Annotated in this window: 21 protein-coding genes; 3 read left to right on the forward strand and 18 right to left on the reverse strand. The window is 71.9% G+C overall.

Features of this window, described 5'->3' with window-relative positions; all coding sequences use genetic code 11:
- Positions 1–126: 126 nt before the first annotated feature.
- The 7 genes from AB0I32_RS02970 to AB0I32_RS03000 form a co-directional block, all read right to left on the reverse strand.
- Positions 127–1863: an ABC transporter ATP-binding protein gene (locus AB0I32_RS02970; RefSeq protein WP_357502710.1), complete on the reverse strand. Its 1737-nt coding sequence runs from the start codon at positions 1861–1863 to the stop codon at positions 127–129.
- Entirely contained in the window at positions 1860–3503 is a 1644-nt protein-coding gene (locus AB0I32_RS02975) for an ABC transporter ATP-binding protein (RefSeq protein WP_357502712.1), read from the reverse strand. Before AB0I32_RS02975 ends, AB0I32_RS02970 begins: the two co-directional genes overlap by 4 nt.
- A 272-nt stretch (positions 3504–3775) precedes the next feature.
- Positions 3776–4606 (reverse strand): transglutaminase-like domain-containing protein, encoded by an 831-nt coding sequence (locus AB0I32_RS02980; protein ID WP_357502714.1) that lies wholly within the window; start codon positions 4604–4606, stop codon positions 3776–3778.
- 192 nt (positions 4607–4798) lie between these two features.
- On the reverse strand, positions 4799–6844 hold the full coding sequence (locus tag AB0I32_RS02985; protein ID WP_357502716.1) for an HNH endonuclease: 2046 nt from the start codon (positions 6842–6844) through the stop codon (positions 4799–4801).
- 235 nt (positions 6845–7079) lie between these two features.
- Entirely contained in the window at positions 7080–8012 is a 933-nt protein-coding gene (locus tag AB0I32_RS02990) for a DNA-3-methyladenine glycosylase 2 family protein (RefSeq protein ID WP_357502718.1), read from the reverse strand.
- A gap of 75 nt (positions 8013–8087) precedes the next feature.
- On the reverse strand, positions 8088–8801 hold the full coding sequence (locus AB0I32_RS02995; protein WP_357502720.1) for an alpha/beta fold hydrolase: 714 nt from the start codon (positions 8799–8801) through the stop codon (positions 8088–8090).
- The gene (locus AB0I32_RS03000) at positions 8798–9583 is read right to left on the reverse strand and encodes an alpha/beta hydrolase (protein ID WP_357502722.1); all 786 of its coding nucleotides are present in this window, start codon (positions 9581–9583) and stop codon (positions 8798–8800) included. Before AB0I32_RS03000 ends, AB0I32_RS02995 begins: the two co-directional genes overlap by 4 nt.
- 88 nt (positions 9584–9671) lie before the next feature.
- Between AB0I32_RS03000 and AB0I32_RS03005 the strand changes: the two genes are divergently transcribed.
- Complete coding sequence (locus AB0I32_RS03005) at positions 9672–11267, forward strand: NAD-dependent epimerase/dehydratase family protein (protein WP_357502724.1); 1596 nt, start codon at positions 9672–9674, stop codon at positions 11265–11267.
- Here the strand turns inward: AB0I32_RS03005 and AB0I32_RS03010 are convergent.
- The 5 genes from AB0I32_RS03010 to AB0I32_RS03030 all read right to left on the reverse strand — a co-directional run bounded on the left by AB0I32_RS03010 (position 11264) and on the right by AB0I32_RS03030 (position 14579).
- Positions 11264–11515 carry a CDGSH iron-sulfur domain-containing protein gene (locus AB0I32_RS03010; RefSeq protein WP_357502726.1) on the reverse strand — a complete coding sequence of 84 codons (252 nt, stop codon included), beginning with the start codon at positions 11513–11515 and terminating at the stop codon, positions 11264–11266. The genes AB0I32_RS03005 and AB0I32_RS03010 overlap by 4 nt on opposite strands.
- 10 nt (positions 11516–11525) lie before the next feature.
- Positions 11526–12695, reverse strand: coding sequence for a YihY/virulence factor BrkB family protein (locus tag AB0I32_RS03015; protein ID WP_357502728.1), 1170 nt, complete (start codon positions 12693–12695; stop codon positions 11526–11528).
- A 69-nt stretch (positions 12696–12764) separates the two neighbouring features.
- A complete protein-coding gene (locus tag AB0I32_RS03020) occupies positions 12765–13391 on the reverse strand; it encodes a DUF3618 domain-containing protein (protein ID WP_357502730.1) in 627 nt (208 codons plus the stop codon).
- Positions 13388–13834: a phage holin family protein gene (locus AB0I32_RS03025; protein ID WP_357502732.1), complete on the reverse strand. Its 447-nt coding sequence runs from the start codon at positions 13832–13834 to the stop codon at positions 13388–13390. The genes AB0I32_RS03020 and AB0I32_RS03025 overlap by 4 nt, the downstream gene beginning before the upstream one ends.
- Positions 13818–14579 (reverse strand): hypothetical protein, encoded by a 762-nt coding sequence (locus tag AB0I32_RS03030; RefSeq protein ID WP_357502733.1) that lies wholly within the window; start codon positions 14577–14579, stop codon positions 13818–13820. The genes AB0I32_RS03025 and AB0I32_RS03030 overlap by 17 nt, the downstream gene beginning before the upstream one ends.
- A gap of 243 nt (positions 14580–14822) precedes the next feature.
- On the opposite strand from AB0I32_RS03030, the gene AB0I32_RS03035 reads away from it, so the two are divergent.
- Together AB0I32_RS03035 and AB0I32_RS03040 are read left to right on the forward strand one after the other, a co-directional pair.
- Positions 14823–16010 carry an iron-containing redox enzyme family protein gene (locus AB0I32_RS03035; RefSeq protein ID WP_357502735.1) on the forward strand — a complete coding sequence of 396 codons (1188 nt, stop codon included), beginning with the start codon at positions 14823–14825 and terminating at the stop codon, positions 16008–16010.
- 119 nt (positions 16011–16129) lie between these two features.
- A complete protein-coding gene (locus AB0I32_RS03040) occupies positions 16130–16918 on the forward strand; it encodes a PAS and ANTAR domain-containing protein (RefSeq protein WP_357502737.1) in 789 nt (262 codons plus the stop codon).
- Between the two features lie 123 nt (positions 16919–17041).
- Here the strand turns inward: AB0I32_RS03040 and AB0I32_RS03045 are convergent, their stop codons facing one another.
- From AB0I32_RS03045 to AB0I32_RS03070, 6 genes are all read right to left on the reverse strand, one after another.
- Positions 17042–18421, reverse strand: coding sequence for a P-loop NTPase fold protein (locus AB0I32_RS03045; protein WP_357502739.1), 1380 nt, complete (start codon positions 18419–18421; stop codon positions 17042–17044).
- A gap of 157 nt (positions 18422–18578) precedes the next feature.
- Positions 18579–19106, reverse strand: coding sequence for a hypothetical protein (locus tag AB0I32_RS03050; protein ID WP_357502741.1), 528 nt, complete (start codon positions 19104–19106; stop codon positions 18579–18581).
- A 93-nt stretch (positions 19107–19199) separates the two neighbouring features.
- Positions 19200–20396, reverse strand: a complete 1197-nt coding sequence (locus AB0I32_RS03055) for an MFS transporter (protein ID WP_357502743.1) — start codon at positions 20394–20396, stop codon at positions 19200–19202.
- 323 nt (positions 20397–20719) lie between these two features.
- A complete protein-coding gene (locus AB0I32_RS03060; protein ID WP_357502745.1) occupies positions 20720–22132 on the reverse strand; it encodes a CHAP domain-containing protein in 1413 nt (470 codons plus the stop codon).
- Between the two features lie 166 nt (positions 22133–22298).
- Complete coding sequence (locus tag AB0I32_RS03065; RefSeq protein WP_357502748.1) at positions 22299–23051, reverse strand: succinate dehydrogenase/fumarate reductase iron-sulfur subunit; 753 nt, start codon at positions 23049–23051, stop codon at positions 22299–22301.
- Positions 23048–25009 (reverse strand): fumarate reductase/succinate dehydrogenase flavoprotein subunit, encoded by a 1962-nt coding sequence (locus AB0I32_RS03070; protein ID WP_357502750.1) that lies wholly within the window; start codon positions 25007–25009, stop codon positions 23048–23050. Before AB0I32_RS03070 ends, AB0I32_RS03065 begins: the two co-directional genes overlap by 4 nt.
- Positions 25010–25020 lie beyond the last annotated feature (11 nt).

Below are 25020 nucleotides of genomic sequence, written 5' to 3' on the forward strand. Positions count from 1 at the left end.
GGGTGTTGACATGGGTCGGTTGCTCTGAGATCGGTCGGTTGATTGACCGATCTCAGAGCAACGGACCGAAGTCGCGCAGCCGGGCCAGCAAAGGACCGAACTCAGCACCTGCTCACCCGCTCCGCGTCAGTCGCGGTGCCGGCGCCAGGCCTCCCACAGCCGGGCGTAGCTGCCGCCCGAGGCCAGGAGCTCCGCGTGCGTGCCCTCCTCCGCGATGCGGCCGCGCTCCATCACGACCACCCGGTCCGCCGCGGCGGCCTGGCTCAGCCGGTGCGCGACGACGAGGGCAGTACGCCCGTCGATCACCGCCTGGGCAGCACGCTCGAGGCGGCCGGCGTCGCTCGAGCCCGCCTCGGCAGTGGCCTCGTCGAGGACCACGACGCCAGGATCGGCCAGCAGCACCCGGGCAAGGGCGAGCTGCTGCGCCTCGGCCGGAGTGAGCACCGAACCGTCGAGGCGGGTGTCGAGTCCGTCCGGGAGCCGGTCCACGAGCGGCTGCGCGCCCACGACGCCGAGGGCTTGCCGCAGCGCCGCGTCGTCGGCGTCCGCCCGCGCGAGCGTGAGGTTGTCGCGCAGGCTGGCGTCGAACACGTGCACCTCCTGCGTGACGAGCACTACGCCGTCCGGGGTCTCGACGATGCCCGACGTCGCATCGTGCACTCCCGCCGCGAGCGCCGCGAGCGTGCTCTTGCCCGCACCCGAGGCGCCGACGACGGCGACCGTCTCGCCCGGCGCGACCTGGAGGTCGACGTCGACGAGGACCGGGTGGTCGGCCGAGTACGAGTGACCGACGCCGCGCAGGCCGATCCCGGCGTCGTCCGATGCGCGACGCCACGACCGGGCGCCGTCCTCGCCCGAGTCCTCGCCCGCGGTCCCGCGCCCGGCCCCGACGACACCGGTGATCCGCGCGAGCGACGCCAGTGCCGACTGCATGTCGTCGATCACGAACAGCAGCTGGCCGATGGGGTTGAACAGGCGCAGGAACAGCAGCATCGCCGCCGTCGTGCCGCCGATGGTGCCCCCACCGTCCCGCACGACGAAGAACCCCACGACGAGGAGCGCGGTCATGCCCGCGAGCTCTGCGGCGTTGATCCGCCCTGAGAACGCGTTCTGCACGGCGCGGGCGTGCATGGTCCACCGCACCACCGCCCAGGACGCCGCACGGATCCGCACCAGGTGCCGGCCGGACAGGTCGAAGGCGCGCACCGTCTCGATCCCGCGGAGCGAGTCGAGCAGGTGCTGCGCGCGGTGCGCCATGGCGGCGCGCTCGCCCGCGTACAGCCGCGGGGCCCCGCGCAGGTACCGGCGCACCGCGAACGCGTGCACGGGCAGGATGACCAGCAGCGCCAGCGCGTAGCGCGGGTCGATCACCGCCATCCCGCCGAACGTGACGACGATCGTGAAGAACGATCCGGTGAGCGCGGGTACGACGGCGGGGATCGCCTCGGCGACCTCGGCGACGTCGTCCCCCGCACGGGAGATGAGGTCGCCCGTCCCGGCGCGCTCGACCTGCGACTGGGGCAGCCTCAGCGCGGCCGTGACCATGTCCTCGCGCATGCGGGCGAGCATCCCCTCGAGCAGGCGGGACGCCCCGATCATGCCGACGGCGGCGAGCACCGCGCCGGCCACCACGGAGCCGGCCATGATCGCGCCGGCGACCCAGACGGTACGCGCCTCCCCGCCGGCGGTGACGGCGTCGACCAACTCGCCGATCGCGAGCGACGGCAGGACCCCGGCCGCCGCAGTGGCGAGGAAGACGACCACCAGTCCGGCCATGCGCCAGCCGCGGCGGTCCAGGGCGCGCCACATCTCGCGCAGCACCGTGCGCCCGTCGGCGATGGGCAGGCTGTGGTCGGTACTCATCGGTGCTCCCCCGCTGCTGCGTGCTCTCTGGGCTCTACGGGCTCCACCACCCGGTCGGCGACCTGCAGCAACGCCGGGGACCGCGTGAAGATCACGGTCCGCCGGCCCCCGCGCACGCGGCGCAGCCCGTCGGCGATGGCGGCCTCGGTGACGGCGTCGACGGCGGTCGTCGGATCGTGCAGGACGAGCAGCGGGGCGTCCGCGGCGAGCGCGCGGGCGAGCGCCACCCGCTGGCGTTGTCCGCCGGAGAGGGATGCGCCGCCCTCGCCCACCGGGGTGTCCCAGCCGTCCGGCAGGATCTCGGCGAGCTCCCCGCATCCCGCGGCGTCGAGCGCGGCGGTGACCCGGGCGACGTCGGCTCCGGGGAGCGCGACGTTCTCGCGCACCGTGCCGGCGAACAGGTGCGCCTCGTGCGGCACGACGAGCGCGTCGGGCCGTGCGGCGCGGATCGTGTCGAGCAGGGCTCGGGCGGTACGCGCGTCGGCGGCTACGACGACGAGCTCCCCGCCGGGCACGTCCTGGGCGAGCTCAGCGAGCAGGCTCTCGGCAACCTGGCGGTCGGCACCGGCCGGGGCAGCGACGTCGTCCCGCTGCGCCGGTCTGGGCTCCTCCCGCAGCAGATCGAGAAGCCGTGCGGCCGACGCGTTGGCCGACGCCCACAGCGTGCCCGCGTTGCGGGCGAGCGACTGCAGCGGCTCCAGGAGGAACTGCGTGAGCCCGACGACCGTGACCAGCTCGACGATCCCGATGGCGCCCCGCACGGCAAGGATGCCGGCGGCCACCGTGATCGCCGTGACGAACAGCCCGGTGGTGAGGTCCATCGTGCCGACGAACAGCCCCTCGGCCCGGCGCGCCCGCAGGGTGCTCCCGAGCGCCACGCCGCTCGCGCGCCGGTAGCGGCGCCCTGCCTCGGCCTCCGCGTGGACACCCTTGAGCACCCGGTAGCCGGACATGAGGTCGGCGGCCTCGCCCGCGGCGGCGGCAGCGGCCTCCTGCTCGTCGCCGCTGCGGCGGCGCAGCGACCCGCCGGTCCGGTCGGTGAGCCACAGGACCGCCGGTGCGCCGAGCAGGACGGCGAGGCCGAGCGGCCACGAGATGACGAGCAGCACCGTCCCGCCGAAGACGACCGCGGCGAGCTGCCCCACCGGGTACACGCCGATCGCCACCGCGGACGAGAGCCGGCTCACGTCGGAGGTCGCCAGCGAGAGCGCGACGCCGGGTGACGCCGACGCGCCGCGCGACGGCGCCCGGGTGAGCAGGTGCGCGCTCACCATCGAGCGCAGCTGGTGCTGCACGACCAGCGTGCCGAGCTCGGCGAGGCGGGAGCCGAACCGCCAGGAGAACGACAGCAGCGCGAAGTCCGCGGCGAGCAGCGCGACCCACAGCACGAGCTGCGCGACGTCGCCGGTGCTGACCGCCCGCTCGATGGCGACCCCCATGAGCACCGGGACGAGCGCCTCGCCGAGCTGATGGGTGACGCTCAGCGCCGCGGCGGGCACCGTGTAACGGCGCGCGCCGGTCATGACGCGCAGGGTGAGACGGCGGGGCGTGGTGCGCTCGTCGACCCGGATGTCGCGCGTGCGCACGGGTTCGGCGGGCGTCTGCAGCCAGGTCCGGCCCCGGCCGGTGCGGCGGCTCATCGGGCAGTCGGCCCCGTCGAAGCTGCGGGGGCACGGTGGGAAGGCTTGAGGTTCATGAGATCTTTCGGCCGTCAGAGCAGGTGGAGCGTGCCATATTAGGCTTACCTAACCTACACGTTCCGGCACTGGAGGGTGCACGCGCGACTGCACGACGGTGAGCAGCTTCATCGCCGCGTTCCGACGACGGTTCGGTGTGCCTCCCGCGCGGTATGCCGCGGACCTGAGCCGTCCGACCCCCAGTGGCTACGACCGAACCGTGAGGACCCCCTGCCTCACCTCAACAGACGTTCCGGAACTGCGAGATCCTCATGGAGCGACAGCTGGGCGATCGCCGTCGCATCGCCCTGAGCGCAGGTCTCGGCCAGCGTGTCGATGAGCTGGTCGTAGTCGGGACCGGTCTTGCCGGCGTAGGCGTCGGTCATGCGGCCCCACTCGTCCCAGGGCAGCATCTCCTGGTTGCGCAGCGCACCAAGATCGCGGACGGCGTTGCCGCTGATCTCGGCCGGCCCCCAGGCATGGTCCGTGCCCACGACGCCGAACATCTGCGCGTCGACCAGACCGCCCCGGAACCGGGCCCACGCCTCACCGCCGGTCAGGAATTCGTCCGGGGCGAGATCCTCAGGGTGCTCGACATAGCCCTTGCCGAGATGCTCGGTGTCGACGCGCACCCAGCGGTTCTCATCGGCCGCCCAGTACTCGGTGACCCAGTGATCGAAGCCCCGCCCTTCGACGAAGTACGTGCCGAAGCCGCAGCGTGCCCGAGCGGGTATGCCCCGCGCCCGCAAGAACGCACAGGCGAGGACCGTGAAATGCCGGCACGTCCCGACCACCCGCTCTGCGGGCTTTCTGGCGTGGTGCAGCGGAGAGTCGTCGAGAGCCGCGAGCACGGCGACCAGGCCGCTCGCCGTGCGGATGTCCTTCTCCGCGATGCGGTCCGCGCCGAGGCCTGCCGAGGTGGCGTCATGAGGCTGGATCACGAGCCCCTGGGCGACAGCGCAGATCCCGACAGGATCGTCGGGCAAGCCGTCGAGCAGCCGGAGCTGCACCGCATCGAGGGTGGTGAAGAGCCCAGGACGGGAGTAGTCGAGCACGCCATCGGCCATGATCCGGATGCTACGCGGGACCACTGACAGTCGATGTGCTGGTGAGCTGCGGGGCCTTGGCCCGATGAGATGAGCGTTCCACGCCGGGGACCAAAGGGGCGATCATGCGTCGGTGCTGCAGGATCGAGTGGCTGATCCACCGCCCCCACCCGCTGCGCAACCCAGCCGGTCGAGTCCGGACGCATCTACGGATCAGAAGGGTGGCTCGTCGGGGTGGGCCTGAGACGTCGGGGCGGTCGGACTCGCCGGCTCGACCTGGTTGATCAGGTTGGTCGGCCGGTCCGGTTGGGTGGGTACGGTGCCGGGTTCGGTGGTGGTGTAGGCGCGGGGTAGACGTTGTCCGGTCAGGGCTTGGAGGGACAGGTCGTGGCTGGTGTCGGGGTCGATCTCGTCGAGGTCGATGTGGGTGTCCAGGACAGTGGGTGGTCGGGTGTGGGTGCGGCCGGTGGGTGTGGTCCAGGTCGTGATCCCGGTGTGTGGGTCGCGGACGATGTTCCAGTCGGCGTGGGTCTTGAGCAGGTGGTGCTTGCGGCACAGGGCGTGCAGGTTGAGGGCGTTGGTCTGCCCCGGTCCGGCGGTCGCGCTCCCCTTAACGCTGTTGGTGTTCTCGCGGTCATGGTCGAAGGGTTGGATGTGGTCGAGATCGCACCGCTCGGCCGGGATGTCGCAGCAGGGGAATGTGCACGCGACATCTCTGGCCTCGATTCCGCCGCGCAGGGTCTTGCCGGGCTGGTAGGCGGTGGTCGAGTAGTCGGTCAGGATCCCGGTGGCGGGGTCGGTCAGCAGGCGTTGCCAGGTCGCGTCAGCCGCGATGATCCGTGCGGTCTCGGCGGGGACCGGCCCGAATCCTGCGAGCTCGCCGGGCGCGTTGTCCAGGCCGAGCAGCGCGGTGGCCGGGATCGTGACCCGGAGCACGGGGCGGGTCGGGACGATCCGCACCGGCCGCACGACCTCCTGCACCACAACCTCCTGGACAACCTGCTGCACCGGCGCGCGGCCGCCACACGTGCACACGGGCTCCGGGTCTCTTTCAGTGGCTCCGGTGGTCGCCGTGCTCTCGTTGGTCGCGGTGTTCCCGGTGGTCGTCACGTCGACTCGCATGCCAGTGTCCGCGTCCGCGTTTCCAGCAGTCGCCGTGCCAGTCGCCGTGCCAGTCGCCGTGCCAGGATCTGTGTCGGAGTCGGTGTCCGAGTCGGTGTCCGAGCCGGTGTCCGAGTCGGTGTCCGAGCCGGTGTCCGAGCCGGTGTCTGTGTACCGGTCCGCGGGGAGTAGCCGGCCGGTGACGATCCCGGTCAAGGAGTCGGCACGTAGCTGGCTCAGTGTGCGCTCCTCGCCCGTGACATGGCGTAGCCGGTGGGCCATGTCGTCCACCACGCCCCACACCGCTGCGGCATCCACGGCCGGCAGGTACGCGGACAACCAGCCCATGTCGTTCTCCGCCCGGTCCACCTGCACCGAGCGGCGTTGCGCTTCGGCCTGAGCGGTGACGGAGGCGCCGTGCAGGTTCTTCGCGAACGCGAGCATCCGGGCCTGCAACCACTTCCACGTCCGCGCCGGCGCCTGGGGCAGGAACCGGCGGATCGCCTCGGCGCGCTCCGCGACCGTCAGCCGGGACGCGGAACGCAGCAGCGTGTGCGCCTTGCGGGTGTCGATCCTGCCCTTCAGCAGGGCAGCGATCACCGTCGGGTGCTGGCTCCCGGACTCAGCGCGCACCACCACCTCGGTCGCCTCCGGTGCCGTCACCACCAGTTCACCCGTGACCTGCCCGACCAACGAGTTGTGCGCCAGCGGGTGCGACTCCCGCGCAGCACGTTCCGCCACGACCCGGGCCTGCACACCCGCTACCCACGACTGCAGCCGGCCACACGCGACAACCACGTCGGCCAGAGCCTCGTCCGACAGGTCGGCCAGCACACTGAAACCCACACCCACGCTCGGGTCCCGGTCCGGGTCCGCGGCGACGGGCATACCGACCTCCAGGTTCCCGTCCACGTCGACCGCCTCAGCGACCACCCGAGCCAGACGCGCACCGGGCGCGTCCTGCAAGGCTCGGCGCAGGACGTCCTCCGGCCAGAACGCGACCGGCACGACCTCCGGAGGCCATTCCGGTGCGAAGTCCTCCGAGACGTCAGGCGGCATGGCAGGCGGCACTTCCTGCCTGTCGCTCGGCGTCTTCACCGGCGGCACCGCATCCGGGTACGCCCCGGGCATGCGGTCGTTGAACAGCCCTTCGAACATTCCAGCCCACCCCCTGTGGCTCATTGCTCAAGAAGAGTAAACTCAAGCCGCCATCCATTCGGACCTTTGTTCGATTCTATGTGCAGCCACTGACACGGGCTCGTTCTTCTGCCGTCTGCGTAGAACGCGCAGACGCGCCCCATGACTCCCACCACAAGACGTAGCGCAAAGGACCAGGGCAAAGGACCAGCCCAGAGACCCAGCCAATCCCCAGCTGCCCACCGACAGCTCCCGCTCAGAACGCCCGGTAGTCCGCGATCGGCAGCTTCGGCCCGCGACGCGGCGCCTTGGCCCGCCCGTCGATCATGAGCAGCCGGACCACCCTGTGCCGGTGCGGGGCGTACGGCGCCAGCAGCCGCAGCATCCCGGCGTCGTCGGTGCGTTCGCCGGACAGCGCCCAGCCGACCGCCGCGGGCAGGTGGAAGTCGCCCACGGAGACGGCGTCCGCGTCGCCGAACGCACGCTGCGCCACCTCCGCCGAGGTCCACACCCCCACGCCCTGCACCTTCTCGAGCCGTGCACGAGCCTCGGCGGGCGCCATCGCACACGCCTCCTCGAGGCGCGGCGCCACCAGGGCACACCGCATCACCGTGCGCGCACGTCCGGGGTCGACGCCGGCGCGATGCCAGTCCCACACCGGCACCCGCGTCCAGGTCTGCGCGTCCGGGACCACCCGCAGCCCGCCCCGCAGCCCCTCGGGCGCCGGCCCGGGGGCCCGCGTGCCGTACCGCCGCACGAGCCAGTTCCATGCCCGGTGCGCCGTCACAGTCTGCACACGCTGCTCCAGGACGGCGGGCACGAGGGCCTCCAGCACCCGGCCGCTGCGCACCATCCGCATCCCGGCCGCCCGGCGGTGGGCGTCGCGGACCTGCGTCGGCGGCTCGAAGCCCGTGACGTCGTCGTCCTCGCCGAGCAGCGTAGGGAGCGTCTCGGCGGCCTCCCTCGCCCCGTCACCCCAGAGCTGCACCACCACCTCGTGCGGGCCCGCGGGCACGAATCGCTGCGTCACCGGGCCCGTAGCCAGGAGCGACGTCCGCCAGACCGCGCCGTCCGCCGCCCGGTGGAACGTCGGGTCCGCGGGCCCGTGCCCCAGCGGTCCGAGCGTCAGGGCGACGTCGGTCCGGCGCGGCGAGCTGTGGCGGACGGTGAGCACATCCCAGTTGACCACGGGCGCCCCGGCGAACCGGAATCGCGCGCCAGGACCGCACGCCGGTTCACCCGCGCCAGGACGCCAGAGCCCGGCTCACCGGACCGCATGCTCGGACTCCACCCGCGCCACCTCGCGCACCACGGTCCTCACGAGCAGGGGGTGTCCCAGCGGCCGGAAGTGCCCCGACAGCGGCAGCTCGAGGTTCCGCGCGCCCTCCAGGCGACCCGTCTCGGGGATGTGCGGGTCGAACCGCGGGTAGACGGCGGTGATGCACTCGTTGACGAGCAGCTCCCCGGCGAGCGCCAGCAGCACCGGGTCGCGGGGGTCGAACGAGCGCAGGGACCGCGAGAGCATGTACCGCGCCCAGCGGGAGCCGGTGAACGGTGTGGCGATCGCGACCATGCCGAGCACCCGGTCGCTCACCCCGGAGAGCAGGACGCGCTTGCCGATCAGGCCTCCCTTGCTGTGCGCCACGAGCACGACGCCGCTCAGCCCGGTGCGCTCAAGGTGCTCGACCACGACGTCGGCCGACTCCGGGACCGGCCGGGCGTTGTACCCGAGGCCGGGGACCGTGTGGATCGGGTGGCCCACGCGGGCGAGCGCCGTGGCCACGGGCTGAAGGAACTCCCACGTCTCGTAGATGCCGGGCAGGAGCAGGACGGGCGCCCGCGATCCCGCCGCCGTGCCAGGCAGGCGTGGCGGTCGGACGAGGTGACGCAGCTGCCGCTCGGTGGCCCATGCGTAGTCGGCACCCCACGCCGCGAGCCGGGCGAGCGCTCCGCCGGGCGAGCGCCGTCGTTCGCTCACCCGATGCCCCGTTCCGCCGCCAGCCAGGCCTCGAGCACTGTCTCGGCGACACCCGCGGGGTCCGCGTCCATGGCGTGGTGCCTGCCGCGCACCGTGCGGTGCGCCCCGAACGGGGCGCGCGCCGCGAGCATCTCCACCCAGTGCGCCGGTGCGACGGGGTCGCGCGCCCCGCGCACCACGACGACCGGGACGGTGGTGCGGGGCAGCACGTCCTCCAGCCGGTAGTCGACGACGTGCCGCAGCTGCCCCAGGTAGTACGGGACGCTGCACCGCACCAGGGCGTCGACGATCAGCACGCCGATGGTGCGCGGCGGCTCGCCCACGGCGTCCACCGCGAGACGCACCGCCTGCCGCGGGATGGTGCGTGTGCCGGGCTCCGCCGTCGGGCCCACGAGGACGCCCGCGGTGGCGACGTCGGGGTGGTCCGCGAGCATCTGCCCCACCACCTGGGCACCCATCGAGTGGCCGACGACGACCGGCGCGGGCAGACCCGCGTCGAGCACGTACTGGCGGATGTACCGCGCGACGGCGCTCGCGTGCTCGCGGACCGTGACGTCCCGGCGCAGGTGCGGTGAGGCGCCGAAGCCCGGCAGGTCCACCGCGTGCACCTCGCCCTGTTCCACGAGATGTCCGGCGAGCTTGGCGTAGGCGCGCGACGAGGAACCCACGCCGTGCACGAGCACGACGGCCCGGGCCGCGCCGGGCGGCGCCCACACGTGCCCGACGACGGTCAGGTCGCCGTCCTCTGACCGGTTCGTCCGTTGCGAGATGGTGTCGGGCATACCGTCAGCATGGTCGAACACCCGTCGACACGCGAGGCGCACAGCGCCGTCGGATGCGAGTATCCCCGCCGGGTGTGACGGTGATCTCATGCGTGTAGTCGTCGTGGGAGCCACAGGGAACGCCGGGACCGCGCTGCTGCGGGCGCTGCACGCCGAGCCGCGGGTCACGTCCGTGCTCGGCATGGCCCGGCGGTTGCCCGACCGGAACGCCGAACCGTACCGGTACGCCGAGTGGGCGCCGGTCGACCTCTCGGCCGAGGACAGCGCGGCGGACGGCGCCGAGGCGGTCGTCGACCAGCTCACCGAGCACTTCCGCGGCGCCGACGCCGTGGTCCACCTCGCGTGGCTCGTCCAGCCCAACCGCGAGCGCGACCTGCTGCGCCGCACCAACGTGGAGGGCACCCGCCGGGTGGCCGAGGCCGTCGCGAGGGCGGGCGTACCGCACCTGGTGGTCGCGTCGTCGGTGGGTGCGTACTCCCCGGCAGACGACGACGGTCCGCGCAGCGAGGACTGGTCCACCGGCGGCATACCGACGTCGCACTACAGCGTGGACAAGGCGGCGCAGGAGCGGGTGCTGGACGAGCTGGAGGCCGAGCACCCCGAGGTCACCGTGGCACGCCTGCGCCCCGCACTGATCTTCCAGGCGGACGCCGCCCAGTCGGTGGTGCGCTACTTCCTGGGCCCGCTCGTGCCGACGCAGCTGCTGCGGCACGGCCGGCTGCCCGCACTGCCGCTGCCCGCGGGCCTGCGCCTGCAGGCGGTGCACGCGGACGACATCGCCGATGCCTACCGGCGCGTCGTCGTCGAGCGGGCCCGCGGCGCGTTCAACGTCGCGGCGGACGACGTGCTGCGCGGCGCGGACCTCGCACGGATCGTCGGCCACGGGCGGCTGGTCGAGGTGCCGCCCGCCGTCGTCCGCGCGGCGCTGGCCGCCGCCTACGACGGCCGGATCGTCCGCGCCGACCCCGGCTGGCTCGACATGGCGATGACCGTGCCGGTGCTGGACACGTCCCGGATCAGGGCCGAGCTGGGCTGGGCGCCACGCCGCACGGCGGCACAGGCCGTGGAGGACCTGCTCGACGGCATGGCGGCCGGGCAGGGTGCGGGCTCGGCCCCCCTGCGCCCTGCGAGCCCTCGGCCGGCGGGGGCGTCGGTGCTGCCGCTACGGACCCGGGGCGACCTGCGGATCCCGGACACGATGGACCGCTACCTGTTCGGCCTCTACCTCTCCGAGCACTTCACCGCCTCCACGGCCGGTCTGGGGCGCCTGGAGCGTATGACCCGCGCCTTCCGGGACACGCCCTTCCACGCCGAGCTGGCCGAGGTCACCGAGCAGCTGCGCGGCGAGCGGGAGCTCTACCGCGACCTGCTGGACCGGCTGGAGGTGCCGCGCCGCCGGTACCGCCAGGTCGCGGCGTGGGCGGGCGAGAAGGCGGGCCGGCTCAAGCTGAACGGCCGGATGGTCGAGCAGTCCCCGATGACCATGGTGTTCGAGCCCGAGGTGATGCGGGCGGGAGTCCTCGCCAAGATCGGTGGCTGGCAGACGCTGCTCGAGCACGCCGACGAGATCGGCCTGGACCCCGCGCAGCTCGACGAGCTGATCGCCCAGGCGCACCAGCAGATCGACGTCCTGGCGCGGTTCCACGCCTACGCGCGCGAGCGGGCGTTCCGGGTCCAGCGCTAGTCCGTCGAGCGGTAGCCGTTCACCTTGTGCGTCCCGTCGCACCACGGTGCGATGGCGGTGCCGCCGCAGCGGCACAGCGCCACGGTGGCCCGACGGCGCTCCACGGGCTCGCCGTCCGGACCGAGGATCGTCGCCGGACCGCGCAGCAGCAGCGGGCCGTCAGGGCAGGCCGTGACCGTGACCTCCGGGGCGGCGCCGCCGGTCGCCTCCTCCGTGCGGACTGTCAGGGACTCGTCGAACGTCGTCATGCGGTCCCCCTCAGGCTGGGTGGTCGGTGCGGTCGTCGGTGCGCTGATTCCTGCTCGCGCCGTTCTTGTCAGTGCCCTCCTTGTCAGCCCCGTCCCGTTCGGCGGCGAGCCGCAGCTCCCGGCCGCGCTCGACCTCCTTGAGATGCTTCGCCTCCCGCTTCTCGCTCGCGCGGGCGTCCTTGGGCGGCAGCTGCACCGTCTCCTCGGCGGCGATGCCGCCCTGGAGCTCGCGTCCCCGCTCGAGCTCGGCGTCCAGCTCCGCGCCGAACAGCAGCGCGAGGTTGGTGATCCAGAGCCACAGGAGGAACACGATGATGCCGGCGAGCGACCCGTACGTGGCGTCGTAGTTCGAGAACGTCGCCACGTACAGCGCGAACGCGGCGGACGCGAGCACCCACACGAGGATCGCGACGAACGCACCGACACTGAGCCAGCGCATCCTGGGCTGCCGCACGTTCGGGGTGACGTGGTAGAGGATCGCCACGAGCACGACGACCAGCAACAGCACCACCGGCCACTTGGCGATGCTCCAGACGGTCACGGCGGTCGAACCGAGGCCGACGGCGTCACCGACCGCCTGCGCGACCGGCCCGCTGAGCGCCACCGCCGCCACGATCAGCGCCGCTATGACGACGGCCACGAGGGTGACCAGCAGCATCACGGGGCGGAGCTTCCAGACCGGCCGGCCCTCGTCGATCTCGTAGATCCGGTTCATCGCCCGCCCGAAGGCGCCGACATACCCGGAGGCGGACCACAGGGCCAGCACCACACCGAGGAGCAGAGCGAACCCGGCCTTGCCGCCACCACCGGCGGCGTTCTGGACGAGCGGTTCGACCACGGACAGCACGTCGGGCGGCAGCACGCCGTCCATCGTGCCGATCACGCGCTCGACCGCCTGGCCCCCGTTGCCCACGAGACCGAGCACCGAGACCAGCGCGAGCAGCGCCGGCGCCGCCGCGAGCACCGCGTAGTAGGTCAGCGCCGCGGCCAGGTCCGTGCACTGGTCACGCGAGAACTGCCGCACGCTGTTCCGCAGGACGTACGTCCACGTCCTGCCGTGCAGCGACGGCGGGGACTCCGGCTTGCGCCGGTCGTCGGGCGCCGGAGCGGCGGTTCGCTCCGCCGTGTCGGTCCGTTCTGCCGGGTCGGTCCGAGATACCGCGTCGTTGGTGTCGCTCATGTCATCTCCCAGGACGAGGGCCGGCCGGTGCCGACCGGCAGCACCGGCCGGCACCGACCGTCAGCAGGGTCAGCCGTTGCCGGTCGCCCGCGAGCGGACGTCGGAGACGGCCTCCCGTCCGTGCTCGCCGACCGCCTGCGCCGCATCCTTCGCGGCGTCCCTGACGGCCTCCATGCTCTCCCTCGCCGGCTCCTCGAGGTCGTGCACGACCTCGCTCGCCGTCGACTTGATGTCGTCGACCAGCGGCGCCGCCTTCTCCTTCGCCGCAGTTGCCGCGCGCTGCTCGGCGCGGGTCGTAGGAAGCAGCGACGCGACCACGAGCCCGACGCCGAAGGCCACCAGGCCCACGGCGAGCGGGTTGCCCTGCGTCCGCTCCCGCACCGCACGCGGCGCCGACCGGACGGAGTCGGCGGCGGACGAGGCGGTGTGCCGGGCCGAGTCGGCGACCGATGCCGCCTTCTCACGCCCCCGGTCCGCCAGGTCGTGCGTCGTGCCACCCGCGGAGTCCATGGTGTCGTGCGCCTTGCCCATCACCCGCTCCTTGACGTCGGTCACGCGCTCGCGCACCTTCTCCTTCTGCCGCTCCACGACGTGACTGGGCGTCACCCGGTCGCCGAGCGTGTCGACGTCATGGCTCAGCTCCGCGCGCGTGCGCTCGATGTTCTCCCGGATCTCGTCGGGGTCGCTGGTGCTCATGAGTTCCTCTCCTCGTGTCCTCGAAGTGCGTCGGGGATCTTCTTGACCGAGTCAGCGGTCTGCGGCAGCCCCTCCACCGCCTTGATCTCGCGGCGCCCGCGCGCGGCGAGCACCGCGGCGACCACTGCCCAGAGGGCGGCGACGATCAGTCCGGACCAGCCCCCGCCCATCACGGTGCCGAGCGCCCACCACAGGGCGAGCGACAGGAACAGCAGGACCATGTGGCCCGCCACCCCCGCGCCGCCGAACATCCCGGCGCCCTTCCCCGCACGCTTGGCGGACTGCGTCGCCTCGGCCTTCGCGAGCTCGATCTCCTGCCGGATCAGCGTCGAGAGGTCACGGCTGACCTCGCCGACCAGCTCGCCGACGCTCCGGTCGTCCCGGCCGGTGGTGGCCTGCGGTGCCACGCTGGACGCGGCGAACGGGTCACGGGAACTCGACATCGCGCTCACCCCCGAGGGTCTGCGGACGGGTGGCCTGCGGGTGGACGCCCTCGGCGGCCGGCGACGCGAAGGCCGGCGGCGGCTCGCTCACGTTCGTGGCGGGCGACTGGCCGACGTTGTACTCGGCCGCCGCACCGGCACTGCCGGTCGCGGCGCCACCGGGCGCCTCACCGCTGGACGCATCGCTGCTCGGCGCGTCCTTCGCACCGCGCAGGAACCTCCCGACGAGCAGGCCGGCGCCTGCCGCCATCAGGATGAACATGCCCGGCCGGCGCCTGGCGAAGTCCTCGACCTCGTGCAGGATGTCGCCCGGCTCCCGCTCCTCGAACCACTGCGCGACGTGGCCGGTGGCCTCCCCGGCGCGCTGCACCAGGTCCGTCGCGTAGCCCGGGTCCTGGGTCCCGCTGGACATCTGGCTCAGCTCGTCGCCCAGCGCGCGGAGCCCGCCCGCGAGGTGCTGCTGCTGCGACGCCACCTGGGAGCCGAGCTCGTTCCTGGTGCGGTCGACCAGCCCACGCGTCCGGTCGCCCGCCTCGTGGGCGACGTCGCGCGCCCGCTCCTTCGCGTCACGAACCGTCTCGCGGCCCGCCTCACCCAGCTGAGACGCTGCCGCGCCGGCCCGTTCCTTGACGCCTGACGTCTCCGTGCTGGTCGGCTCCGTGCCGGTGCTGCTCTCCTCGCGACCTGGCTCCCAGGTTCGCTGCGAACCAGCCCCTGTACCGTACGGAATGTCCGTTCCACTCATGTCGGACTCCTGTCGTCGTCCTCCTCGCCCGGAGTGCGTCCGGGCGAGGCGAGCACGAGCCTCGGCGGGTCCGTGCTCGACCGGTGCGGCCTCTTCCTGACCTCGGCCCCAACGTAGGACGGTGAGTCGCACTCGCAACCCGAAGCCCGTCCGGGTGCACACCTCGCGAGTCGGCAGCATCATGCGCACTATGGGCGCGGCGTCGAGGAGAGGCGCGGCCGGTGCACGACGAGGAGCCTCGACATGACCTCTACCCCCGTGCGGGACCACACGAACACGAACGACGCCGGCCGGCATGCGGCGCATGCCACGTCCGAGCCGCCTGCGCAGCCTGCCGCACGCACGGCCGGCCGCCTCCGCCTCCCGCGGCCGCGCGGCCCGGTGAGCTCCGCGCTGATCGCCACGCTCGTCGCGGGACCGCCCGCCGACGACGCCCACGCCCAGCTGGAGCCGCTGCGCGCCGCGGCCGCCGACGCGCTGCTGGACGCCGAGCGCACCGACCCCGCCGACGAGCTCGCCGTCCTGCACGACGGGGACCTGCAGCTCGCCCTCACCGTCATGTACGAGCTGCACCACCGCGGCGTCGGCGGCGTCGACGACGCGTGGGAGTGGGAGCCGGCGCTGCTCGCGGTGCGCCAGTCGCTCGAGCGGCCGTTCGAGGCGGCGGTCCGGGCGCGCGCCGGGCGGCCCGTCTGCGACGAGACCGACGCCGCAGGCGTCGCCAAGCGACTGTTCGAGCTCGCGGAGGCCGACGACGGCCCCAGCCTCTCGCGGTACCTCGCCAGGCGCGCCACCGCCGAGCAGGCCCTCGAGTTCCTGGCCCTGCGGTCGATCTACCAGCTGATGGAGGCCGACCCGCACACCTGGGCGATCCCTCGGCTGTACGGCGCGCCCAAGGCCGCGCTCGTGGAGATCCAGTCCGACGAGTACGGCGGCGGCCGGCCGGGCTACCTGCACTCCGAGCTCTTCGCCGCCACCATGCGCCGCGCCGGGCTCGACGACACCTACGGCGCCTACCTCGACGTCGTGCCGACGCCGGTGCTCGTCTCGGTGAACACCATGTCGCTCTTCGCGCTGCACCGGCGGCTCCGGGGCGCGATCGTCGGCCACCTCGCCGCGTACGAGATCACGTCGTCCATCCCCAGCCGCCTGTACAGCACCGGCTTCCGGCGCCTCGGGCACGACACCGACACGACGCGGTACTTCGACGAGCACGTGGAGGCCGACGCGGTGCACGAGCAGATCGCCGCGCGTGACCTCGCGGGCAGGCTCGTCGAGCAGGACCCCGCGATCCGCGACGACGTCCTCCTCGGAGCCGCCGCCTGCCTTGCCATCGAGGGAGACGTCGGCGCGTACGCGCTCGGCCACTGGGAGGAAGGTACGTCCGCCCTGCTCGCACCCCTGGAGAACATGCCCTCAACAGGGGCCTGACCTGCGGTTTCGGTAGGAACCTAGAGGCCTCGACTGTCCGAATCGTCCGAACCCCTCTATACTCTGGGACACGGGGTCATGAAGCGGCTCCAGATCCGCAGGGGATCTGGGAGGTTCATATGTCAACCGTCACTCAGCTCGAGACGGACTTCGCCGAAGAGGCCGGGAACGACGCCGGAGCCAGCACGCAGGGCTTTTCCGCGGCAGATCTGACTCGCGCCCTCGGCCTGGGAACCAATCTTCTGGTCGGCCGGTACAGCGTCGACCTCGCCTCGGGTACCTGGTGGTGGTCCGACGAGATCTACACCATGCACGGATGGAAGCGGAACGAGGTCGAGCCGGGCCTCGAGGCTCTGGGTTCCCGCAAGCACCCCGACGACCGTGCCCGCGTGGTCCGGGCGGCCGGGGAGGCCCTTCGACTCGGCAAGCCCTTCGCGTGCGCGCACCGGATCGTGGACCGGAGCGGCCGGACCCGATCCGTGGTCGTCACCGGTCAGGGCTCGCAGAGCGCCCGCAGCCGGTCGCCACAGCTGGTCGGTTACGTCGTCGACGTCACGCCGGTCCAGAAGGAGGCGCTCGACCGCCGGTCGGAGTCCGTGGTGAACCGCGCCTTCGTCAGCCAGGCCACGATCGAGCAGGTCAAGGGTGTCATCGTGGCGGTGCGGGGGGTCGACGAGACCAAGGCCACGGAGATCCTGGTCGGCGCAGCACGAGACGCCGGTGTGTCACTGCGCCTGGCGGCCGAGCAGGTCATGACGGCGCTCCAGGCCCGGAAGGACGGCGCGGGCACGACACCGGACGTCCTGGACGAGGCGTTCGCCACCATCCACCCCGTCAGCCGGCCGCGGGGTCACGACCCCCTGCTGACCCGGCGGCCGCGCAAGACCTCGAGCAAGACCCAGAGCTGACCCGGCCTTTCTGCCGAGCTCTCGCAGGCAACCGGCCCGCCGCCTTGATGGGTGGCGGGCCGGACTTGCCCGCAGCGCAAGGAAGGGCCGTGAGGAGAGCCGCCCAAAACACCGCGATCACACTCAGGACGCGTCGGCGAGCAGATCACGAAGCCGCGCGGAGTGGAACGAGTACCGCGCGACCTCACCCAGCCAGGGGCGGTAGTCGGCTGCAGGCCTCGGCACCACGTTCCTCCTCAGCAGGGCCTCGATCTCCGTGCCCAGCCGGTCCAGGTCGGCGCACGGGCCACACCGCTCAGGCCCCTTGAGATCGTGCTCGTCCTCGGAGCGGTGGCGGGCTTCGGCCGCGGCGAGAGCCTCCGGCAGCGTGCCCTGACCGGAGGACAGGGCGGCCAGCAGCCTGGTAGCGGCCGCCGGCATACCGACGACGGCCGCCAGGAGCAGCGCGACGGCGCGGCCCGCGCCGAGCCATGGGTCGGCGAACTCAGGATCGGCGAGCGCCTGCGGCCCCACCCGGACGAGCCGGTACAGGTTGACCAGCTTCTTCACGCCCCGCGGAGTGCGCACGACAGCGGATACTGCGGCCAGGAGGCGCTCCTCGCTGGGGACGAGACGCATGCTCCTGCCACCGAGGTCGGGCTCGTTGTCTTCTTCGTCCGACGCACCGGAGGTTCGCTCGACGGAGTCGTCCGACGGAGCATTCTCCGCCGCGTTCTCCCGTCCCCCGGTAACGCCGTCAGCCGTGTTCTCCGGTGTCCCTTCGACGAGCGCCTGCACCAGTCTGGCGGCACCCTTCCGTCCCATGGGTGGCAGCGAGTACGGAATCTGGAAGATCTTGTCGAGGTAGTCGAGCGGATCGCCCACCCGCGCGCCCAGCACGCTCGAACCGTCACCGAACATTGCGCGGTCATGAAATGCGAGGGACCTGCGCAGCCACTGCGCGTCCACGCCCACCACTGCCACGAACAGTGGCAGTACCTGCAGCAGGTTCACCGCATGGAGCACCTCGACGACCCGTTCCGGTGCGCACCGGTCCAGGTCGTCGACGTACAGCACGATGCGGTCGATCGAGGCAGCCGACCTCCGCTCTTCGCCGTTCCGTGCGCGCTGTCGGACGTCCTCGGCGATCTTCTCTGCCAGCACCTCGAGGTTCCGATACACAAGGCCGACCGCACCGCGATAGCTCTCGTACTGCGCGCTGTCTCGTTGCTGATCGAGGAAACCAGCCAGACGCGCCGTAGCGTCTGCTTCCAGGTACGCGCGCTCCGCGTCGTCCCGCTCATGGCGCAAGGAGGCGACCCTCTGCTTCAGAGCGGTGGCGGCTTCCTTCTTCACCGACGCTTGCCACGTCCGGTACCCAGCCAGCCAGCCTTCAGTCGTCTTGATCGCGCCCAAGACACCGAGGCCCGCAGCCATGACCCACCGGGCGATCTCCGCGCCCCTTTCGGGTAGCCAAGCGAAGACCAGTTCGCCCTGCCACGCTACGAGGAGTGCGACGAACACAACGAGCAACCACCCGAGGCGTGGCCGACCTCGGCGCCCCGAGGTAACGATCGACCACAGAGAACGTCGCACGCCCTTGTCGGCCGCCTGCTCGTACCACTCTGCCCACTTCAGATCGTGCGCGGCAGCGTCTCTGGCCGCCCGTAACCTTGCGATCTCAGCCTGGGAGCGACGTCGCATGCGCACACAACACGCGGGCCAGCCGATCGACCTCGCCACCGATGCCAATCGTGTCCGTCGTGGTGGCGCTGTCGGTGGTGGCGCTACCGACTTCCGACGGGCCAGTCCCTCGTGGCACCTGACTATCGGGATCGAGACGGGCCGTCGGCTCAAAGGCCGAGGATGAATCGTCCGATCTCGCGGAACTGGAGGTCCGACCTGACTGCTCGCGCGGTTCGGAGAACGCTCTTGGGTTGTTGAGGTCATTGAATATGGCGCTGCCGTGATACGAGCCGGGAACGTAGTCGGTCTCGTTCACACGCTCCTGCAGGAGGCCGAGCCTGGTCACGGCGTCGCGATTCCCGTCGGCTGCCGCTCTCTCGAACCATTGGCGAGCTGCTGGCAGGTCACCGGCCGACTCCTCCAGCTCCGCGAGGCGGAACATGGCGTCGGAGTCGCCCGACAACGCGGCCTTCAGGTACCGGTCGCGGACGGCCTCGACATCGTCCGGTTGAACCTCCGACATCAAATCCACCTCAAGCCAGAGCGGGTACGTCTACGTGACCGTACCGGGAACGAACGAGGACCACGCGGGCTGGGTGCGGGTGAACATGCCTCGTTACTGCCGCGGCCGGAGGCGGCGCGCCAGAACCAGGGACAGCACCACCAGCACCAGTCCCGCCACCGGCGCCTGCACGAGTGCTCCCGACGGGCCCCAGGCGTCAGCGGCCCGTCCCGCCAGGGCCGCCGCGAGCGCCGACCCCGCAGCGCTCGCGGAGTTGTTCCAGGTGAAGGCCTGGGTGAGCATCGTGGGCCGGACGGCCCGCTCGGTCAGGACGGTCAGCAGCACCAGGGTGGGCGGGATCGCGGCCTCCGTGAGCACCACGCCGACCCCGAGCCAGAGCGCGGACGGCGCGAGGGGTAGCAGCGCTGCCGTCGCCGTCAGGTAGATCGTGGCGAGCACGAGCTGGCGGTGTGCCGGGGTGGGGTGTTTGCGCAGCCCGTAGAGCCAGCCGGTGAGCAGTCCGCTGAGGCTCGCGGCGGCGATGATCGGCGTCGCCACGGCGGGGGTGCCCTGGCCGACGGCGAACGCGGTGACCGCAACGCCCATGGTGCCGAAGTAGAGCCCGATCGCGAGGTTGAGCAGGGCGAGGAGAAGGAACGCGGGTCGCAGCAGGGCGGACCGTCCGCGCGACTCCCCCTCGGCGTTCCCACGAGCTGGAGGCGGCGCGGTACCGCGTTGGAGGGCCAGCGCCGCTCCCCCGCCGAGAATCAGTGCGGCGGCGATGGCGGTGGCCAGCGCCGGGTGCCCTGCCGCGCCGAGCGCGGTGACCAGCACCGGGCCGACGAGGAACGCTGTCGCGTTGGCCAGCGACTCCAGGGAGAAGGCGCTGGGCAGCTCGTCGGCCCGCTCGGCCCGCAGCAGGTGCGCCCAGCGCGCGGCGGACAGCGCGCCGAGCTGTGGCACCGCGGCGCCGGCGCAGGTGGCCGCGACGACGGTGGCGGCGGGCGTCGTCGACAGGAGCAGGCTGGCTACCGCCGCGCCGTGTCCGAGGAGGTAGAGGGGCAGCATCCGGGTCTGGCCGAACCGGTCGACCAGGCGTGCCAGGTGCGGGCCGACCAGGCCCTCGGCCAGGGCGAACCCGGCGGCGGCGAGGCCCGCCGTCGCATAGGAGCCGGTGCGGTCGTGCAGCAGCCAGACGAGGCCGAGGCCCGTCATGGCGATGCCGACGCGGCCGAACGCGGCGGTGAGATAGAAGGCGGCTGCGCCGGGTGTGCGCAGCAGGGGGCCGTAGCCGGTGGCGGCTCGGGGCATGAGGTGTCCTCAGCGCCGCCCGGCGGGGACGGGCCACCGAGGTGGCCGGCGTCTGACTGCCGCACCGAGCGGGGTGACGCGGCCCAGGACAAGGCGGACCTGGACGAGTTCCTTGAACGTAGCAGGGCCGTGGGCTGGGCGTCGAGGTCGACCCAGAGCGGGTCGAGGAGCTCCACGAGCGTTTCGTACGGTCGGGCCGCGGTGCGCGGAACGACGGCGGCTACATGTGCCGTCGGGACCCTGCGTTCACGGACGCGCTGCCGCGGTACTGAGCGCGCGCCGGCGCGCCCGGCAGGTGCCGGGCGCGCCTTCAGCTCACGCTGCTAGCTGATGTGGTCGAACATCCCCCAGCCGTTGCCGATCTGGCGCGCTTCACCGTAGGGGTCACCGTTGTCGCGCTCGATGTTGTTCGCGTACAACCACAGGGTGCCGTCGGTCCTACGACCCACGAGGTCGGTGTAACCGTCGCCCGTGACATCCGCCCCGACGATCGCGTTGATCGTGTTCCAGCCGTTGCCGATCTGGCGGGCCTCGCCGTAGGGGTCTCCGTTGTCACGCTCGATGTTGTTCGGGTACAGCCAGAGGGTGCCGTCGGTCCTGCGTCCGACAAGGTCGGTGTAGCCGTCCCCGGTGACGTCGGCTCCGACGATCTGGTTGATCGTGTTCCACCCGTTGCCGATCTGGCGGGCCTCGCCGTAGGGGTCACCGTTGTCACGCTCGATGTTGTTCGCGTACAACCACAGGGTGCCGTCGGTCCTACGGCCGACAAGGTCGGTGTAGCCGTCCCCGGTGACGTCGGCTCCGACGATCGCGTTGATCGTGTTCCACCCGTTGCCGATCTGGCGGGCCTCACCGTAGGGGTCACCGTTGTCACGCTCGATGTTGTTCGGATACAGCCAGAGAGTTCCGTCGGTCCTACGGCCGACGAGGTCCGTGTAGCCGTCCCCGGTGACATCGGCGTTGACGATCGCGTTGATCGTGTTCCACCCGTTCCCGATCTGGCGCGCAGCGTTGTAGGGCGCGCCGTCGTCACGGACGAAGTTGTTCGCATAGAGCCACAGGGTGCCGTCCGGCTTGCGGGCCACGAGGTCTGCGTACGAGTCGCCCGTGACGCTGTGCCGGCCGCGGGGTTCCTCCTCGTCGTCGACGCCCGCAGGAGACGTGTACCCGACGATGTCACCGTTCGTGCGGGCGTAGTCGCGTCGGCTCACCGTGTCGCTCTGGTTGCCGCCGATCGTGTAGACGCGGGTGCTGGTGACGCTCGTGACGATGGCGACGTGATCGATCGGGCGGGAACCGCCGTCGCCATCCCAGTCGAAGACGATGGCGTCACCAGGCTGGGGCGTGTAGCCGCTGCCGCTGGAGTGGTAGAGACCCCGCTCCTGCCCGTACGTCGTGAACGACTGGGCCCAGCCGTCCAGGCCGCTCCGGTCGGTCACACCGGCCTGGGCCCATACCCAGCGGGCAAACTCCGCGCACCACTCCATGTCGCAACTGTTGAAGTAGCCCGGGTTGCACTCCGTGCCGCCGATCTCGGCAGCGGCGATCGCCACGATGCGCTCTCGCGTCGTGGCGGCAGTCGCAGGGGGCGCCGTCAGGGAAAAGGCGCTCATCATGGCAAGCACGGCGACGAGTGCCGTGCGGCCGAGCCTCCGCCATCCGACCTTTGCGGGTACCGCGGTCGGGGCAGCAAGCACCCCGCCCGGCTTCCCACGGTGGATCTCCAGCCTGTTCATGCGATCTCCTCAGCTCAGGTGTGAACGGCGACCCGGTCCGGCCGGGTGCCGCGCACTGAACCTAGGGAGATGCGATTGCAAGATTCTTGAGAAATCCTTGAATGAATTTCGGTAGAACGGTAGGTGAATTCAGACTACTAGCCGTGCTGAGCGAGACGGGCGCCGCTCAGTCCCGCCGCCGCGAGATCGTCCGGCCCAGCCAGACCAAGGGGTCGTACCGCCGGTCCGCGACGCGCTCCTTCATCGGGATCAGCGCGTTGTCGGTGATGTGGATGCCCTCCGGGCAGACGTCGGTGCAGCACTTCGTGATGTTGCACCGGCCCAGCCCGTGCTCCTCCTGCGCCGCGGGCACCCGGTCGGCGACGTCGAGCGGGTGCATCTCCAGCTCGGCGATCCGCATCAGGAAGCGCGGCCCGGCGAACGACTCCTTGTTCTCCTCGTGGTCGCGCACCACATGGCAGGTGTCCTGGCACAGGAAGCACTCGATGCACTTGCGGAACTCCTGCGAGCGCCCGACGTCGACCTGCGCCATCCGGTACTCGCCCGGCGCCAGGTCGGCCGGCGGCGCGAACGACGGGATCTCGCGCGCCTTGGCGTAGTTGAACGACACGTCGGTCACGAGGTCGCGGATCACCGGGAACGTCCGCATCGGCGTGATGGTCACCACGTCGTTCCGCTCGAACACCGACATGCGCGTCATGCACAGCAGGCGCGGCTTCCCGTTGATCTCCGCGGAGCACGACCCGCACTTGCCCGCCTTACAGTTCCACCGCACCGCGAGGTCGGGGGTCTGCGTGGCCTGCAGCCGGTGGAGGACGTCGAGCACCACCTCGCCCTCGTTGACCTCCACCTCGAAGTCGGCCAGCGCGCCGCCGTCGGCGTCACCCCGCCAGACCCGGAACGTCCCCGTGTAGCTCATGCGGTGCCTCCCAGTGGATCTGGATCTGGACCTGCCGGTTGCCCGGGGTGCGCCGCCAGCTCGGCCGGCGTGTAGTACTTCTGGAGCTCGGCGAGGTCGAAGAGCGCGAGCAGGTCCTCGCGCATGGGCACCCGTTCGGCGGGCTCGACGACGACGCGCGGCACCACCTCGTTGCTGTCGGCGCAGCGCGTCACCAGCACCCGGTGGCGCCACTCGGCGTCGAGCCCCGGATGGTCCTCGCGGGTGTGCCCGCCGCGGCTCTCGGTGCGCAGCAGGGCCGACGCTGCCACAGCCTCGCTGACCATGAGCATGTTGCGCAGGTCGAGCGCCAGGTGCCAGCCGGGGTTGTACTGCCGGTGGCCCTCGACGAACACCTGCCGGATCCGTGCGCGGAGCTCGCCGAGCCGCCGCTGCGCCTCGGCCACCTCCGACTCCGTACGGATGATGCCCACCAGGTCGTTCATCATCCGCTGGAGCTCGGCGTGCAGGGTGTAGGGGTTCTCGGCCCCGCCCTGAGCGTCCGACGGCGGGTCGAACGGGGCGAGCGTCATCTCCGCCGCCGCGTCGACGTCGGCCGCGCGCACGGCGGGCCTGCTCGCCAGGCCGCCGACGTAGTCGGCCGCGCCGAGCCCCGCTCGCCTGCCGAACACCAGCAGGTCGGAGAGCGAGTTGCCGCCGAGCCGGTTCGAGCCGTGCATGCCGCCCGCGCACTCCCCCGCCGCGAACAGGCCAGGAACGCTCGACTGCCCGGTGTCGGGGTCGACCTGGATCCCGCCCATCACGTAGTGGCACGTGGGGCCGACCTCCATCGGCTCGGCGGTGATGTCGACGTCGGCCAGCTCCTTGAACTGGTGGTACATCGAGGGCAGACGCCGCTGGATCTCCTCCGCGGGCATGCGGCTCGCGATGTCGAGGTAGACGCCGCCGTGCGGCGAGCCGCGCCCCTCCTTGACCTCGGTGTTGATGGCGCGGGCCACCTCGTCGCGCGGCAGCAGGTCAGGTGTGCGGCGGTTCTTCTCCTGGTCGTCGTACCAGCGGTCCGCCTCCTCCTCGGTGTCGGCGTACTGACCCTTGAAGACGTCGGGCACGTACTCGAACATGAACCGCTTGCCCTCGGAGTTCTTGAGCACCCCGCCGTCGCCGCGCACGCCCTCGGTCACGAGGATGCCCTTGACGCTGGGCGGCCAGACCATACCCGTCGGGTGGAACTGGACGAACTCCATGTCGATGAGGTCCGCGCCGGCGCGGAGCGCGAGGGCGTGGCCGTCCCCCGTGTACTCCCACGAGTTGGACGTGACCTGGAACGACTTGCCGATGCCGCCCGTGGCGAGCACCACGGCGGGCGCAGAGAACACGACGAGCCGCCCCGACTCGCGCCAGTACCCGAGGGCCCCGGCGATCGCGCCGTCGGCTCCCGGGTCCTTGAGCAGCTCCGTGACCGTGCACTCGGCGAACACCCGCAGGCGGGCCTCGTAGTCGCCGGTCTCCGCGAAATCGTCCTGCTGCAGGGCGACGATGCGCTGCTGCATGGTGCGCAGCAGCTCCAGCCCGGTCCGGTCGCCGACGTGCGCGAGGCGCGGGTAGGTGTGCCCGCCGAAGTGGCGCTGGCTGATCCGGCCGTCCTTGGTGCGATCGAACAGCGCGCCGTAGGTCTCGAGCTCCCAGACCCGGTCGGGCGCCTCCTTGGCGTGCAGCTCCGCCATCCGCCAGTTGTTCAGGAACTTGCCGCCGCGCATGGTGTCGCGGAAGTGGACCTGCCACGAGTCGTTCTCGTTGACGTTGCCCATGGCCGCGGCGCACCCGCCCTCGGCCATCACGGTGTGCGCCTTGCCGAACAGGGACTTGCAGACGATCGCCGTCCGCAACCCGCGTTCCCGCGCCTCGATCGCGGCCCGTAGCCCGGCACCCCCGGCGCCGATGACGAGGACGTCGTACTCGTGCCGTTCGATCTCCGTCAAGACGGGACTCC

Source organism: Promicromonospora sp. NPDC050249 (genome assembly GCF_040656015.1).
In the GTDB taxonomy this organism is placed as follows: Bacteria; Actinomycetota; Actinomycetes; order Actinomycetales; family Cellulomonadaceae; genus Promicromonospora.